Source organism: Sphingopyxis granuli NBRC 100800 (assembly GCF_001591045.1).
Classification (GTDB): Bacteria; Pseudomonadota; Alphaproteobacteria; order Sphingomonadales; family Sphingomonadaceae; genus Sphingopyxis; species Sphingopyxis granuli.
Genome location: NZ_BCUA01000033.1, coordinates 26486 through 40149 on the forward strand (window position 1 = coordinate 26486; position 13664 = coordinate 40149).

Below are 13664 nucleotides of genomic sequence, written 5' to 3' on the forward strand. Positions count from 1 at the left end.
AGCGCCGCAGAAAATGTCGGACAATGCGTAAACTCTATATCCCCTCGGTGGCCATCCTGGCTTTCAGCTATCCGCTTACCACGGTGCTTCTGCTTGTGCTGAAGGTACCGCTGAGCGCGCTGAGCCTGTTCAATTATGGCATCAAGGGACTGGTCACGGCCGTCTTTGGGCTGGCGATGGCGTTTTCCATTGCCAAGCGTAATTCGATTGTCCCGACCTTGATTCCGCTATTTGCCCTGTTCGGAATTTTTGGCGTTCGACTTCTTTACGACGTCATCGGGCTGGATATCGTCCCTCCGCTCAGCAGCGCCAGCTATATTCTTCTGTATTTCTTTGGGCTGACGGTGTTGCCGGTGCTTTCGATCGCCTTCTCGTTCGAACCGGAGGATATGGAAACCCTGCACAAATGGATGTTCTGGACGCTTGTGCTAACCAATATCGCGTTGTTCTATTATGTTCTTTCGGCAGGCAACCTGGCAGCCGAGAACACGCTGGCCTATCGCTATCAGGTCAGCGGGCAGGATGATGCCACATCGGTTCTGAATCCCATCACGATCAGCCTGATGGGATCGGTGCTCCTGCTATTCGTCGTCGGCCGGTTCGCTGCTTTCTCTACCATGTCGCCGCTGTCGCAGGGGGTCCATCTGGTCGTTTTCGCCGTCGGGCTTGCGAATATGCTGTTGGGCGGTTCACGCGGCCCGGTCGTCGCCTTTGTCTTCGGGCTCATATTCGTCGCGGCATCGGCGCTGAAGGGCAGTTCGGGCAGGCCCGGCCAGTTCAAGATACGACCGCGCGTCTGGATCTATCTGGGTCTCATGATGGCTGGCGGCGTCATGGTCGCGCTTTTCAGCGACCTTACCATCGCCGCATTCGACCGCTTCCGGACGATGTTCGACGGCAGCGGGTCGCGTATCATCGAGGAACGCGACTATATCGCCGCAGCGGCCTGGGACGATTTTACGAAGTCCCCGGTCATCGGGTACAGCTATATCACGATGAACGGCACGGCGTTGGCGCACAATGTGTTCCTCGAATCCTTCATGGCGCTCGGCGTGATCGGCGGGGGTGTCTATCTCCTGTGCCTGTTCATCATTCTGAAGGGCATTTGGAACGGCGTGACGGGCCGGTTCGGACCCTATGGTTATTCGGTGTCCCTCGCGGCTGCGGCGCTGCTTGCGCTGTCGATGACTTCAGGCTCGATCGGGCAATCGCCCGAAATATGGGGCATGGTAGCGCTGAGCATGAGCATGGCACATATTCAGCGCCGACGCGATGCTGGCCCAAGCTATCGCGGCCAGCCGGTCAGGAGAGGCTCTCCGCCCCGTGCGGTTCGCAGCCCGGCGTCCTGACGCTTCCTTACTCGGTTCCAAGGTGGATTTATGACGGCTCGCCCCTATCAGATTTGCTCGCGCTGCGTGATGGACACCAGCGACGAACAGATCCTGTTCGACGAAAGCGGCGTGTGCGACCATTGCCACGCCTTCGACAATGACGTCGTGCCGCATTGGCACCCCGACGGGCGCGGCCGCGCGGAGGTCGAGCGGACTGTCGCGCGGATCAAGGAAAGTGGCAAGGGCAAGCAGTTCGATTCCATTCTCGGCATGTCGGGCGGTCTCGACAGCTCGTATATGTTGCACCTGATGGTGAAGGAGTTCGGGCTTCGTCCGTTGGTCTTTCACGTCGACGGCGGATGGAACAGCGATATCGCGGTCAGCAATATCCAGAATCTCGTCGGCGGGCTCGGGCTCGATCTCTACACCGAGGTGATCAACTGGGAAGAAATGCGCGATTTCCAGCTCGCATTTTTCAAATCCGGCGTCTCGCACCTCGATATTCCGCAGGACCATGCTTTTATCGCGACGCTGTACCATTTCGCGAACGAGCATGGCATCAAGTGGATCCTCAACGGTGGGAACATCTCGACCGAATGCGTCCGCAACCCGAAGGAATGGCTCTATTACGGCACGGACATGCCCCAGCTTCGCGACATCCATCGCCAGTTCGGGACGCGGCCGCTGAAAACCTATCCGATGAGTTCCATCCTGTTTCACAAATTCTATCTGCGTTATGTGCGCGGAGTGCGGGTCTTCAAACCGCTCGATCTGCTGCCCTATACAAAGGCACTGGCGATTGAGACGTTGAGCAATGAATATGGTTGGAAAGCCTATCCGCAGAAGCATTTCGAGAGCCGCTTCACCAAATTTTTCGAGGGCTATTGGCTGCCGACCCGCTTCGGCTACGACACGCGCCGGGTCCAGTTTTCGTCCCTGATCCTGACGGGGCAAATGCCGCGCGAGGAGGCGGTCGCGAAGCTGGAAGCGCCAGCCTATGACCCCGCGACGATCGACGATGATTTCGAGTTTATCGCGAGCAAATTGCGTATCGGCGTGGACGAACTCCGCCGCTATCACGAGATGCCCAAAAAGAGCTATCGCGATTATAAGAACCAGGAATGGATGTTCGATCTGGGCGCCAAGGTGCTGAAAGCAATTGGTGCGGAAAAGGCCACGAAGCGCTAAAGGGCAGGCATGATCGCGATTATCGACTATGGTTCCGGCAACGTCGGGGCCATCATGAACATCCTGCGCCAGCGAAAAATTCCGCACATGCTGACGGGCGACCCGAAGGAACTGGCCGAAGCTGATCGCTTCATCCTTCCGGGCGTCGGCGCTTTTGATCCGACGATGGAAACGTTGCAGCGTTCGGGCATCGTTGATGCGCTGAGCGAAGAGGTGCTGGGGAAAGGCAAGAAGGCGCTCGGCATCTGCGTGGGAATGCACCTGCTCGCGGAAGGAAGCGATGAGGGCAGCCTGCCGGGCCTTGGCTGGATTCCGGGCTGCGTCCGCAAGATCGATGCCCGGCGGCTCAATTCCAAACCCAAGCTGCCGCATATGGGTTGGAACAGCGTTGCAATTACGCCCGGTGCGGCGCTGTTCGACGGGATCGATGCCGATCGCGGCTTTTATTTCCTGCACAGCTATTATTTCGACGCTGCCGACCCCGCTCATGTAAAGGCGCGCGTTTCCTACGGCGACGACCTGCCGTGTGCGGTCGAGCGCGAGAATGTCTTTGGCATGCAGTTCCACCCCGAAAAGAGCCATGCGAACGGGACGCAGGTCTTCGTGAATTTCGCGGACGCCGCCTGATGTTGCGGTCGCGGATCATTCCCTGCCTGTTGATGCAGGACAGCGGCCTGGTGAAGACGCGGCAGTTTGGCGACCCCAAATATGTCGGCGATCCGATCAACGCCGTCAAAATCTATAATGAAAAGCAGGTCGATGAACTCTCGATCTATGACATCGACGCGACCGTTCAGGGGCGCGGCCCTGATTTCGATCATCTGCGGAGCATTGCGGTCGAGAGCCGGATGCCGCTTTGCTATGGCGGTGGCGTCCGCAGTGCCGCCGATGCGGTCAAGCTGATCAAGCTGGGGTTCGAAAAGGTCTCCGTCAGCGCCGCGGCGGTGGAACGGCCGGCGCTGATCCGCGAGCTGGCGGATGCGGTCGGCCGACAGAGCGTGGTCGTGACGGTCGATGTGAAGAAAGGCGGCCTGTTGGGGCGCCTTGGCGTCTTTACCCACAATGGCAAGCGGGCGGCGAAAGTGAAGCTCGCCGATTTTGTCCCGATGATCGAAGATCAGGGCGCGGGCGAAATCGTGATCAACCATATCGACCGCGACGGTATGATGCAGGGCTATGACCTTGAGCTCGCACGGTCGGTTCGTGCTGCGGTCGATATTCCGACCACCATGCTGGGCGGCGCCGGCAGCGTCGATCACATGCGCGAGCTGATCGACGCGATCGGCACCTGCGGCGCCGCGGCGGGCAGCCTGTTCGTGTTTAACGGCGTGTACCGCGCGGTCCTGATTTCCTACGCGCGCCCGTAGCGGCGACGCATGCATCCGGTAATTTTTCGAGGCAGATTCTAGTTATGCAGCAAATCCTTCAGGATCTTGGCAGCGGCGAAACCATCCTCGTCACCGCACCGGCACCGCAGGTGCGGCGGGGTCAGCTTTTGATCGATACGACCAAGTCGCTGATTTCGACCGGCACCGAACGCATGCTGGTCGATTTTGGCAAGGCGGGGATGATCGCAAAGGCCCGGGCGCAGCCGGAAAAGGTCGCACAGGTGCTCGCCAAGGTGAAAACTGATGGGTTGCTGACCACGATCGACGCGGTCCGTTCCAAGCTGGGGAAGCCGATTCCGCTGGGGTACAGCAATGTCGGCGTCGTGCGCGCAGTCGGGGCGGGCGTCGAGGGTTTTGCGGTCGGCGACCGGGTTGTTTCGAACGGACCGCACGCCGACGTCGTCAGCGTGCCGCAGAATCTGTGCGCGCGCATTCCCGACAGTGTAAGCGATGAAGCGGCAAGCTTCACCGTCGTCGCCAGCATCGGCTTGCAGGGTATCCGTCTGGCACAGCCGACGCTCGGCGAGACAGTGGTGGTCACGGGTGTCGGCCTAATCGGCTTGCTGACCGTCCAGCTGCTGCGCGCGCAGGGCTGCCGCGTGCTCGCGATCGATTTCGACGCGGAAAAGCTGGCGATCGCGCGGGCTTTCGGGGCAGAGACCTGCAACCCCGGAGCGGGCGAGGACCCCGTTGCCGCAGGTATGGCTTTCAGCCGCGGGCAGGGCGTCGATGCCGTCATCATCACCGCTTCGACCAAATCGAACAATCCGGTAACCCAGGCGGCGCAGATGAGCCGCAAGCGGGGGCGTATCATATTGGTCGGCGTGACCGGGCTCGCGCTCAATCGCGCCGATTTCTATGAGAAGGAACTGACCTTCCAGGTCAGCTGCTCCTATGGACCGGGCCGTTACGATCCCGCCTATGAGGAACGCGGCAACGACTACCCGCTGGGCTTCGTCCGCTGGACCGAGCAGCGGAACTTCGCCGCCGTTCTCGATCTGCTCGCGTCCGGGCATCTGTCGATCGATGGATTGGTGTCGCACCGCGTTGCCTTTGCCGAAGCCCCTGATGCCTATGCGCTGCTCACCAGCGACAAGGGGGCGCTCGGCATCCTGCTTGACTATCCGCATGCCATCGAGTCGCGGCATAGCAGCATCGTCGATCTGATTGCGGATGGTGAACGAAGCGCATCTTCTCCCGCGGCCCCAGTGCTGGGTTTCATCGGTGCCGGAAACTATGCTTCGCGTGTCCTGATCCCCGCTTTCGCAAAGGCGGGGGCCAATCTCGACAGCATAGCGTCGGCCGGCGGCACAAGCGGCGTCCTGCATGGCAAGAACGCCGGCTTCCGGCGCGCGGCGTCGGACACCGCCGAATTGCTTGCCGATCCGACGATCAACACGGTCGTCATCGCGACGCGGCACGACAGCCACGCGGACCTCGCGGGGTCGGCGCTCAAGGCGGGGAAGAATGTTTTCGTCGAGAAGCCGCTGTGTCTTACGCGTGAGGAACTGGCCGACGTCAGGGCCGCGCACGATGCGGCGAATACGACGTTAATGGTCGGCTTCAATCGCCGCTTCGCTCCGCTGGTTTCGAGAATGAAATCGCTCGTCGGTCAGGTGGCGGAGCCCAAGGCGTTCGTCATGGTCATGAACGCCGGAGCGATTCCGGCAAGCCACTGGACGCAGGATCCGCAACTGGGGGGTGGCCGCATTGTCGGCGAAGCCTGCCACCATATCGACTTGATGCGCTTTCTGGCCGGGTCGCCGATCGTTTCAGTCGAGGCGCGAAGCATGGGAGCGAACACCGCTCAGCCGCTGACGGAGGACAAGGCGGTCATCACGTTGGGATTTGCCGATGGCTCGTTCGGCACGGTCCACTATCTCGCGAATGGCGGTAACAGCTTCCCCAAGGAGCGGATCGAGGTTTTCGCTGGCGGGCGGACCCTTCAGCTCGATAATTTCGTCGCGCTGCGCGGTTTCAACTGGCCCGGCTTCCGCAAGGAAAAGCTGTGGCGCCAGGACAAGGGACAGGTGGCGTGCGCCAAGGCGTTTCTCGACGCGGTTGCGGACGGGCGCGAGGGGCCGATTCCCGCCGATCAGCTGTTCGAAGTCGCGGAAGCCTCGATCCTTGCTGTCGAAAAGATTCGTGCCCAGCAATAGGTGCCGATGGACGCGGCGGCGCATCGGCCGGGGAGTTTCCCAATGAATATTGGTCGGCTATTCCGGACCGTTCGTCATCTTCGAGCGACACAGGTGTGGCACCGCCTGCGCCAGCGTCTGCCGCATCCGGGCCTGCGTGCCGACAGATTGCCGTCGCTCGCTGTCTCCCCTGCAGATTTTGCCTCGCCCGCAGCGCGTCTGCCGTCGATGGTTGCGGCCGACCGCGCGAATTTCCTGAACAAGGACGGCCCGATCGGGTCCGATTGGGATCCGGCCGGTTTCAGCAAATTGTGGCGCTACAACCTCCACTATTTCGATGACCTCAATGCCGCCGGCGCCGGCGAACGGACCGCGTGGCACCGGGCGCTCGTCGGACGCTGGCTAGCGGGCAATCCGCCGACGATGGGCACGGGGTGGGAGCCCTATCCTACCTCGCTTCGCATCGTGAACTGGATCAAATGGCATCTGCGTGAAGCCATGCTCGACGAGGAGGCGATGGCGAGCCTCGCGCTGCAAACGCGCTGGCTGGCGGGCCGGATCGAATGGCATATTCTGGGCAATCACCTGTTCGCTAATGCCAAGGCGCTGCTGTTCGCGGGACTCATGTTCGAAGGTGACGAGGCGGCAACGTGGCGGCGGACGGCAAGTGCGATTCTCCGGCGCGAGCTGCCAGAACAATGTCTGCCCGACGGCGGTCATTTCGAGCTTAGCCCTATGTACCACCTCCTGTTTCTCGAGGATGCGCTCGATATCGTGAACATCGTCGAGAGCGCGAAACGGGCCGGACGCGCGGACGACGTCGCGGATATCGCCGGGGAGATCGACGCGAGACTTCCGGCCATGTTCGAATGGGCGCGCACGATGAGCCATCCCGACGGAGAAATCGCCTTTTTCAACGACGCCGCTTTCGACATTGCGCCCACCCTTGGCGAACTTACGGCCTATGCCGGGCGGCTCGGGCGCCATGTCGGCGGCGGTCAGACCGGGTCGCGGCTATTGGCATCGTCGGGCTATGCGCGGCTGGAGCGCGGCGGCGCGACGGTCATTGCCGATGTCGCGCGTGCCGGACCCGATTATCTGCCCGGCCATGCCCATGCCGACACCCTCGGTTTCGAACTGTCGCGCGCCGGGCGCCGGATCATCGTCAATGGCGGAACATCGTTGTACGAGCCGGGCGCGGAGCGGCTGCGACAGCGCGGCACGGCCGCGCACTCGACGCTGGTTCTCGACGATGAAAACTCGTCCGAAATCTGGTCGAGCTTTCGTGTCGGCCGCCGCGCCTATCCGCGCGATGTCACGCTGGATGTCGGCGAAATCGTGCGCCTCGCGGGGGAGCATGACGGCTATCGCCATCTCGCGGGCCGGCCGGTCCACAAACGCATCTGGTCGCTTGCCGAGGATCATCTGGAAATTGCCGATCGCATTTCGAGCGCACGGTCGCATCGCGCCGATATCCGTTTCCATCTCGGTAGCGGTTTGACCGCTCACGCACAGGAGGCGTCGCTCGTTGAAATTCGTTGTGGCGCTAGCGGCCGCACGCTCGCTGAGCTGTCCAGCCTTTCGGAGGGAGCGGTCCGGATCGAGGCCGATACGCATCATCCCCGTTTCGGTATCATCGAGCCGACCGAGATGATCGTCATCAGCTATGACAGCGCCAGCATTCCCGACCATCGCACTCGCATAGGCTGGCCCGCTGCATGAACATCACCTTCCTGACTTTCTATTACCCGCCCGACCTCAGCGCCGGATCCTTCCGTGCTGCGGCACTGGTCGATGCCTTGAAGGCGCAGATAAAGCCGGCAGACCGGATCACCGTCATCACGACGAGCCCCAATCGATACAAGCAGGCATCGGTCGAGGCGCCCGACAGTGAAACGCACGGGCCGGTGACGATCAAACGCGTCCGGCTTCCCGCGCACGAGAGCGGAATGGTCGATCAGGCCAAGGCGTTCGCGCATTTTTCGTGGCGCGCTTTGAAGCTGGCACGGGAGAGCCGGCCCGACTTGGTCATCGGCACGTCGTCGCGGCTGTTCACCGCCTCGCTCGCCGGGTTGGTGGCGACACGGTATCGGGCCAAGCTGTATCTCGATATCCGGGATATATTCTCCGATACCATCGGCGACATATTCGGGAACGGCGCGGGCCGGTTTGCCTTGCCGTTGATCTCCGCGATGGAACGGACGACGATACGCCGCGCCGACGCGGTAAATCTGGTTTCACCAGGCTTTCTGGATCTGTTCAGGGCGATGGCACCCGACCAGCAATTCCGGACCTTTACCAACGGTATCGACCCGGAATGGATGCTGCCTCTGGCGCCGGTCGAAAGACAAGCCGGGCGGATAGCGAATATCGTCTTCGCGGGTAATATCGGCGAAGGGCAGGGGCTCCATAAAATCCTTCCCGCCGCCGCCAGGGAGCTGAAAGGAGAAGCGAGCTTCACCATCGTCGGTGCAGGCGGGCGGCGACGGGAGCTCGAAGCGGCCTTGCGCGAGGCGGCGGTTTCCAACGTCCAACTCGTGGATCCGGTGCCGCGATCGCAGTTGGCGGAATATTATGAGGCGGCCGATATTCTGTTCCTTCACCTCAATGATTACCCGGCTTTTGAAAAGGTCATCCCGTCGAAGGTTTTCGAATACGCCGCGACCGGAAAGCCGGTTCTTGCGGGAATCTCCGGCTATGGTGCGCGGTTCATTGCCGACAATATCGCCGGGGCGTCGGTTTTCCCGCCGTGCGACGCCGATGCGATGGCCGACGCAGTCCGCCGCTGCCTTGCCGGTCCGGCCGTTTATGATCGCGCGAGTTTCGTCGAACGCTTCGGACGCAGTGCTATCATGAGGCGGATGGCGACTGATATATTGTCGTTCGGGACCTGAGCCGTTCAAAGCTCGCGGTCAGGCACGTACCTTGTCGCCGCTGCCGCCGCCGGTCAGGGTGCGGAGCAACAGCTTTATGTCGCCGATCAGCGACTGGGTCTCCAGATAGATGGCATCCTGCTGTGCCAGTCGCACCGGATGCGACATGTCGATCCCGTTCACCTGCGCCAATCCGCTGATCCCCGGCGCGATGGCATAGACGCTGCGGTTCGACCGCTCGCGGATCAGTTCTTCCTGTTGCGGCAAGCAGGGACGGGGACCGATCAGGGTCATTTCGCCGGTCAGAAGATTGACCACCTGCGGCAGTTCGTCGAGTTTGGAGGCCCGGAGGAATTTGCCGAGGGGGGTTACGCTCGCGGCGGCGACCTCGTGCGTTGCGACCGATTTGGTGCCGGCCGCCATTGTCCGGAACTTGTAGCAAGTGAAGGGAATGGCATCCCGGCCGACGCGGGTTTGGGCAAAGATTCCGGGACCGGGCGAGGAGAGCTTGATCGCAAGCCAGATCAAACCCAGCAGCCACCAAAAGAACAGCAGTACGACAAGCGCAAAGCCGATGTCGATAGCGCGCTTCGCCCAGCGATAGAGCAGTTTGTCACGAGCGGGTTCGGACAATATCTGATCCGACACGCCGTCTGCTTCGATTTCGAACTCCACAGCCTCCACCAGCCGGTCGAAGGCGGAACAGGGTTGCAATGCCGGCGCCATTTGCCAGAAAAGACTGGCCAGGCCCGATGGTCGCCCATCCAGTCCATAAATCCGGGCGGCATAGATGTTGGAAAGGGGAAGGCCTTCGATAGTGTTAAGCGCCGCGACGGCCTCGCGCTTGCTCACGCTATAGGGGTCGGTGCGCGCCGTATCGAGAGCGTGGACCGTCGAGAGATTGACAAATTTCTTTACCCTGCATCGCAAGGCGGTGGAGGCGAGGTGAACAGCGAAATAGACGTTAGCCTTTCTGAACGCCTCGATATCCTTGGTTTCCGCGTCATTGTTGAGCGCAGCCAAGTGAAGGACGACATCGCATCGCGAAAATTTCGCCTCAAGGTCGCTATAGTCCAACCTGTCCGGACCGCCTTCGTTCGGCGCGACGCTTCGTGAGAAGGCAATCGTCCGGTAACCCGACTGACGTAGCCGGGGTATCAGCGCCCTGCCGATTTTTCCTGACGCGCCAGTAACGCCCACCACAAACTGCTTGGTCATTGCGCGCCTATATCTTTCGGCTCGAACGGGTCAATGCTTGCGAATGCAGAATGAAGTTCGCGCGGAGATGCCGGTGTCACGCAACCGGCCGATTTTCGGCGGCGATGGTGCCCAGCCGAAGAGAATAGGCAATCCAGACTGCGATGATGCACAACAAGCCTTCCATCGCGGTGGCGATCAGACGGCGCTGGTCACGTGTGCGATTTACTAGAAGCCGCAAAAGGCTGGTAGGCACGCCCCGCCAGTCGCCATATTCCTTGATCGCCATCAATTATCCGTTGTTTCGCGGCTTCGTCACCTTTCACAAGGGTACTGACGAGACGCGCCAGTGACATTTCGCTTTCGTCAAAGCGTTGTTTTGACGAACCCGTTTCTAAATCTGCGACGGCTCTTGGCAGAATATGATGGAAAACTTAATCCATGCCGATCGTTCTGTCGCTGCATGAATGGATGTGAGCTTAATCGATTATGGGACTATTGTTCATCATGGGTTAGGATTCGGCTGCCTATCGGCATCGCATGACGTCCAAACCTCACAGGGAGACGTGTTTGACTTGGAACCGGCGTTCAGTCATTGTCGGTATGGGCGCTGCGGCCCTTCCGGTCGGTGCTTGCGGCCAAGTAGCAGTTAATGGAAGAGCATTGCTGACGGCATCCGAATTTCCGGATTTGTCCACAGCGGTGGAGCGCTGGCAGGGCGTCGGCGGCACGTTGGTCATCGACCGGGATTTTATTATCGCCGCGCCGATTATGATGATTTGCCTGCCGGGGCTGTCCTATCATCTAACGACTGACCGGTCGCGCCTGATCCGATATGGCGGCGAACAGGCGCATTGGGCCCTGTGCATCTATTCAGAGGGCGATACACCGTTTCGTATCGATGGTGGCCTGACGATCGATGGGGCGAACCGGGTAGCAATGCCGCTTTTTGTCAGGTTTGAGCCTGTTTCGGGGGATCGGCGCCGCGATTTTCTGGTCAGCGGACTGGCGTGCAAAAACGCTCGTATAGTCCTTGGCAACAGCCCGGTCGATGGAAGGCCTGCGAATTCCTATGGTGCATCAGGAATGCTCTTCATGGGCGGCTTCGACCGTTTGTGCCTTAGCGGTGTGTCGGTCAGCGATGTGTCGCGGGCGGCGCGTTCGGGGGTCGTGGGGTCGAAAGGATCGCTGGGCATCGGCGTGATCGGCGATCTGCACTCGACGAGCAGTGCGCGCCATGTCCTCATCGAGGACTTTGCGGTTTCAAGGGTCGACAGCGATGATCCGCCATTCTCGGTCGAGCGCTTCGATATGGACGGTGTTCTGGTATTCCAGGCGGCAGAGGCCGATGGAACGCGGCCAATCATCCGCCGCGGAACCATCCGAGAAGCGGCCGGGCGTGCGGTGAAGATTTTCGCTCCGGGCGGGGGTGGCGTGACGCGCGATCTGAAGATATTCCGATCAGTTTCGTCGCGCTTTAGCGGTTCGGTCGATGTCAACCACCAGCACGGTGATGGCCTGATCGCCAATATTGACATCACCTATTCGGGGCGCGCGCACGACCTGCCTTCCACCCCTATTTCGATGAGCAGCGGTACGCCACGGCCGATCGCTTTCCCTTTTTCTGTTGGTGAAGTACGCAACGTCCGCATACATGACGCGACCGGCAAGCCGAAAGCGACGCTGATTGGACTACAGTATAATGTGGTTGACGACCAAGGGACGAGGCGATACCGAATTTCACATGTAATCGATGATGGCTTTTCTCTCTGTTTACTCCTTCCAGGAGCGCTAGGGACGTATGGGATTGCTTCAATTGAAATTGAAGATGTCAATGTTAATCTAACTATGTCGCTTTTTGCCTCGGAGGATCCCACAAAGCTTCTTTACATTAGGGCGCGCCGTGCTAATTTTAATGCAGAACAAAGGCTCCTTCCAATCAAGGTAAGCTATGATGGCCGCCCTGTTGAGAAAAAACTGGAGGTTCTAGTAGATATAGATGATAGCGTTTCAGGTCTAACTCATGATTTTCCTTAGAGCTACTTTAGCAGATTTGTAATTTTAGGGATTTGCTTTTTGTGGATAGATAATTTTTGAGGAGTCAGCTTTACGGGGGCTGGCGATGGGCGGTGATTGGCGGTTTGACCAGATGCCTAGCAAGGCGAACATTGAGAATCTGGGCATGCGCATCAGCGCGATCGAAGTCGCCGTGGCGCGGATCGAGACGCGACTCGCGGCCGAAGGCAGGCCCGCCGCCGCGCCGGGCCCCGCGCGGACGCGCAAGCCGCCCGCGAAAGGCGCGGTAAAGGCAGGAGCCAAGCCGGGCAGGGCGAAGTGACGGCCGCCGCGGCGGAGCAGGGAACAGGCGACGACGGACAATATGCGCGCATGCGTCGCGAGTTCGAGCGCCTGATGCTGCGGAAAATCAAGGGCGCCGAATATCTGCTTAAGGCCGGGTATGACGTATTCATGGTCGACTGAGATGAACCTCGGCCGGAAGAGAAGTCGACGGGCCTGGCAACTATTTGCTCGACCTCCTGCCCAGCGCGGCGGCGCGCGTGCGTGCCGTGACGGGCGAGAACGACCTCAGCGTCATCGGTTATTGCGCAGGCGGGCTGTTGTCGCTGATGTGGACGGCGACGGCGGGCGACGCTGGCCCCGCCCATCTGATCGCCTTCACCACGCCGGTCGATTTCCACCAGATGACGCATTTCCAAGCCATGTCCGACCGCCGCGTCTTCGACGTCGACCAGCTGGTCGACGCGGTCGGCAATGTGCCGAGCGATTTCGTGATGGCGAGTTTCGAGATGCTGCGTCCGGCGCAGCGCATCGCCGGCATCATTCTCCTCTATGACGATCTGTGGGACGACGAATTCGTCAAGGCGCACTGGATGTTCGAACGCTGGGGCGCGGACGCGCTGCCGCTGCCCGGCGAATATTGCCGCGAGATGACCAAGATGCTGTTGTGGGACAATGCGCTGATGGCCGGCGCGATGACGCTCGCGGGACGGTCCGTCGATTTCGGTGCGTTCCGCATACCCTATCTGCACATCATGGCGTAGCACGATCATATCGTCCCCTCGGCGGCGGCGGCGCCGTTGATCGGAACGTTGGGTTCGAAGGAGAAGCATCGAGTGGAATTGAAAGGCGAGCATGTCAGCCTGATCGCCGGCGCCAACGCCGTGCGGCGCATATGGCCGATGGCCGACGAATGGCTGGGCGAGAAAAGTGTATGAGCGGCGTCGCCTATGACCCACTCCGGCGTGACGGCGCGCGCAATCGAAGCGGGGGGATGGACAGACGATCCTGTCCTTCGCCAATGGCCTGCCGGCGCACGACCTGTTGTTTCTTGCGCGCGACATTCGCAACGACTGCGTCGTTCGGCGTGGCTGCGCGCCGCCGCCGACGGCGCGGTGCAGAGCCTCGTCGCGCTAGCCGACAACGCGATCGTCGCGGCGACTGCGTTGATGCGCGATTCGCTGGGCTGGTCGCGGCGATGCCGCCGACCGCGCCGCGGCGCGCGCCGCGATGCAAGCGAAGATGTTCGAG

Annotated in this window: 13 protein-coding genes; 11 read left to right on the top strand and 2 right to left on the bottom strand. The window is 60.7% G+C overall.

What is annotated here, in order from left to right; all coding sequences use genetic code 11:
• Positions 1-23: 23 nt before the first annotated feature.
• The 7 genes from SGR02S_RS09685 to SGR02S_RS09715 all read left to right on the top strand — a co-directional run bounded on the left by SGR02S_RS09685 (position 24) and on the right by SGR02S_RS09715 (position 8939).
• A complete protein-coding gene (locus SGR02S_RS09685; RefSeq protein ID WP_067108576.1) occupies positions 24-1349 on the top strand; it encodes an O-antigen ligase family protein in 1326 nt (441 codons plus the stop codon).
• A 30-nt stretch (positions 1350-1379) separates the two neighbouring features.
• Positions 1380-2519: an N-acetyl sugar amidotransferase gene (locus SGR02S_RS09690; RefSeq protein WP_082797077.1), complete on the top strand. Its 1140-nt coding sequence runs from the start codon at positions 1380-1382 to the stop codon at positions 2517-2519.
• A gap of 9 nt (positions 2520-2528) precedes the next feature.
• A complete protein-coding gene (gene hisH, locus SGR02S_RS09695; protein WP_067108584.1) occupies positions 2529-3146 on the top strand; it encodes an imidazole glycerol phosphate synthase subunit HisH in 618 nt (205 codons plus the stop codon).
• Entirely contained in the window at positions 3044-3886 is an 843-nt protein-coding gene (locus SGR02S_RS09700) for an AglZ/HisF2 family acetamidino modification protein (RefSeq protein ID WP_255211440.1), read from the top strand. The genes hisH and SGR02S_RS09700 overlap by 103 nt, the downstream gene beginning before the upstream one ends.
• A gap of 44 nt (positions 3887-3930) precedes the next feature.
• Positions 3931-6066 (top strand): bi-domain-containing oxidoreductase, encoded by a 2136-nt coding sequence (locus SGR02S_RS09705; protein WP_067108588.1) that lies wholly within the window; start codon positions 3931-3933, stop codon positions 6064-6066.
• A gap of 207 nt (positions 6067-6273) precedes the next feature.
• The gene (locus SGR02S_RS09710) at positions 6274-7767 is read left to right on the top strand and encodes a heparinase II/III family protein (protein ID WP_218000128.1); all 1494 of its coding nucleotides are present in this window, start codon (positions 6274-6276) and stop codon (positions 7765-7767) included.
• Entirely contained in the window at positions 7764-8939 is a 1176-nt protein-coding gene (locus tag SGR02S_RS09715) for a glycosyltransferase family 4 protein (RefSeq protein WP_067108591.1), read from the top strand. Before SGR02S_RS09710 ends, SGR02S_RS09715 begins: the two co-directional genes overlap by 4 nt.
• 18 nt (positions 8940-8957) lie before the next feature.
• Here SGR02S_RS09715 and SGR02S_RS19595 read toward each other — a convergent pair whose 3' ends face one another.
• Together SGR02S_RS19595 and SGR02S_RS09725 are read right to left on the bottom strand one after the other, a co-directional pair.
• Positions 8958-10136 carry a hybrid nucleoside-diphosphate sugar epimerase/sugar transferase gene (locus SGR02S_RS19595; protein WP_082797078.1) on the bottom strand — a complete coding sequence of 393 codons (1179 nt, stop codon included), beginning with the start codon at positions 10134-10136 and terminating at the stop codon, positions 8958-8960.
• 76 nt (positions 10137-10212) lie between these two features.
• The gene (locus tag SGR02S_RS09725) at positions 10213-10404 is read right to left on the bottom strand and encodes a hypothetical protein (RefSeq protein WP_067108593.1); all 192 of its coding nucleotides are present in this window, start codon (positions 10402-10404) and stop codon (positions 10213-10215) included.
• A 314-nt stretch (positions 10405-10718) separates the two neighbouring features.
• Here SGR02S_RS09725 and SGR02S_RS09730 point away from each other — a divergent pair, with 314 nt between their 5' ends.
• The 4 genes from SGR02S_RS09730 (at position 10719) to SGR02S_RS09740 (ending at position 13177) form a co-directional block, all read left to right on the top strand.
• Positions 10719-12152 (top strand): hypothetical protein, encoded by a 1434-nt coding sequence (locus tag SGR02S_RS09730; RefSeq protein ID WP_218000129.1) that lies wholly within the window; start codon positions 10719-10721, stop codon positions 12150-12152.
• 112 nt (positions 12153-12264) lie between these two features.
• The gene (locus SGR02S_RS09735) at positions 12265-12453 is read left to right on the top strand and encodes a hypothetical protein (RefSeq protein ID WP_156483039.1); all 189 of its coding nucleotides are present in this window, start codon (positions 12265-12267) and stop codon (positions 12451-12453) included.
• Positions 12450-12596, top strand: a complete 147-nt coding sequence (locus SGR02S_RS20060; RefSeq protein ID WP_156483040.1) for a putative nucleotide-diphospho-sugar transferase — start codon at positions 12450-12452, stop codon at positions 12594-12596. Before SGR02S_RS09735 ends, SGR02S_RS20060 begins: the two co-directional genes overlap by 4 nt.
• 44 nt (positions 12597-12640) lie before the next feature.
• Positions 12641-13177 (top strand): hypothetical protein, encoded by a 537-nt coding sequence (locus SGR02S_RS09740; protein ID WP_067108602.1) that lies wholly within the window; start codon positions 12641-12643, stop codon positions 13175-13177.
• Positions 13178-13664: the final 487 nt, after the last annotated feature.

Bases quoted from the DNA above. Each gene is read 5' to 3' on its own strand.
- SGR02S_RS09685 (WP_067108576.1), top strand. From the start codon at position 24: ATGCGTAAACTCTATATCCCCTCGGTGGCCATCCTGGCTTTCAGCTAT.
- SGR02S_RS09690 (WP_082797077.1), top strand. From the start codon at position 1,380: ATGACGGCTCGCCCCTATCAGATTTGCTCGCGCTGCGTGATGGACACC.
- hisH (WP_067108584.1), top strand. From the start codon at position 2,529: ATGATCGCGATTATCGACTATGGTTCCGGCAACGTCGGGGCCATCATG.
- SGR02S_RS09705 (WP_067108588.1), top strand. From the start codon at position 3,931: ATGCAGCAAATCCTTCAGGATCTTGGCAGCGGCGAAACCATCCTCGTC.
- SGR02S_RS09710 (WP_218000128.1), top strand. From the start codon at position 6,274: ATGGTTGCGGCCGACCGCGCGAATTTCCTGAACAAGGACGGCCCGATC.
- SGR02S_RS09715 (WP_067108591.1), top strand. From the start codon at position 7,764: ATGAACATCACCTTCCTGACTTTCTATTACCCGCCCGACCTCAGCGCC.
- SGR02S_RS19595 (WP_082797078.1), bottom strand. From the start codon at position 10,136: ATGACCAAGCAGTTTGTGGTGGGCGTTACTGGCGCGTCAGGAAAAATC.
- SGR02S_RS09725 (WP_067108593.1), bottom strand. From the start codon at position 10,404: ATGGCGATCAAGGAATATGGCGACTGGCGGGGCGTGCCTACCAGCCTT.
- SGR02S_RS09730 (WP_218000129.1), top strand. From the start codon at position 10,719: ATGGGCGCTGCGGCCCTTCCGGTCGGTGCTTGCGGCCAAGTAGCAGTT.
- SGR02S_RS09735 (WP_156483039.1), top strand. From the start codon at position 12,265: ATGCCTAGCAAGGCGAACATTGAGAATCTGGGCATGCGCATCAGCGCG.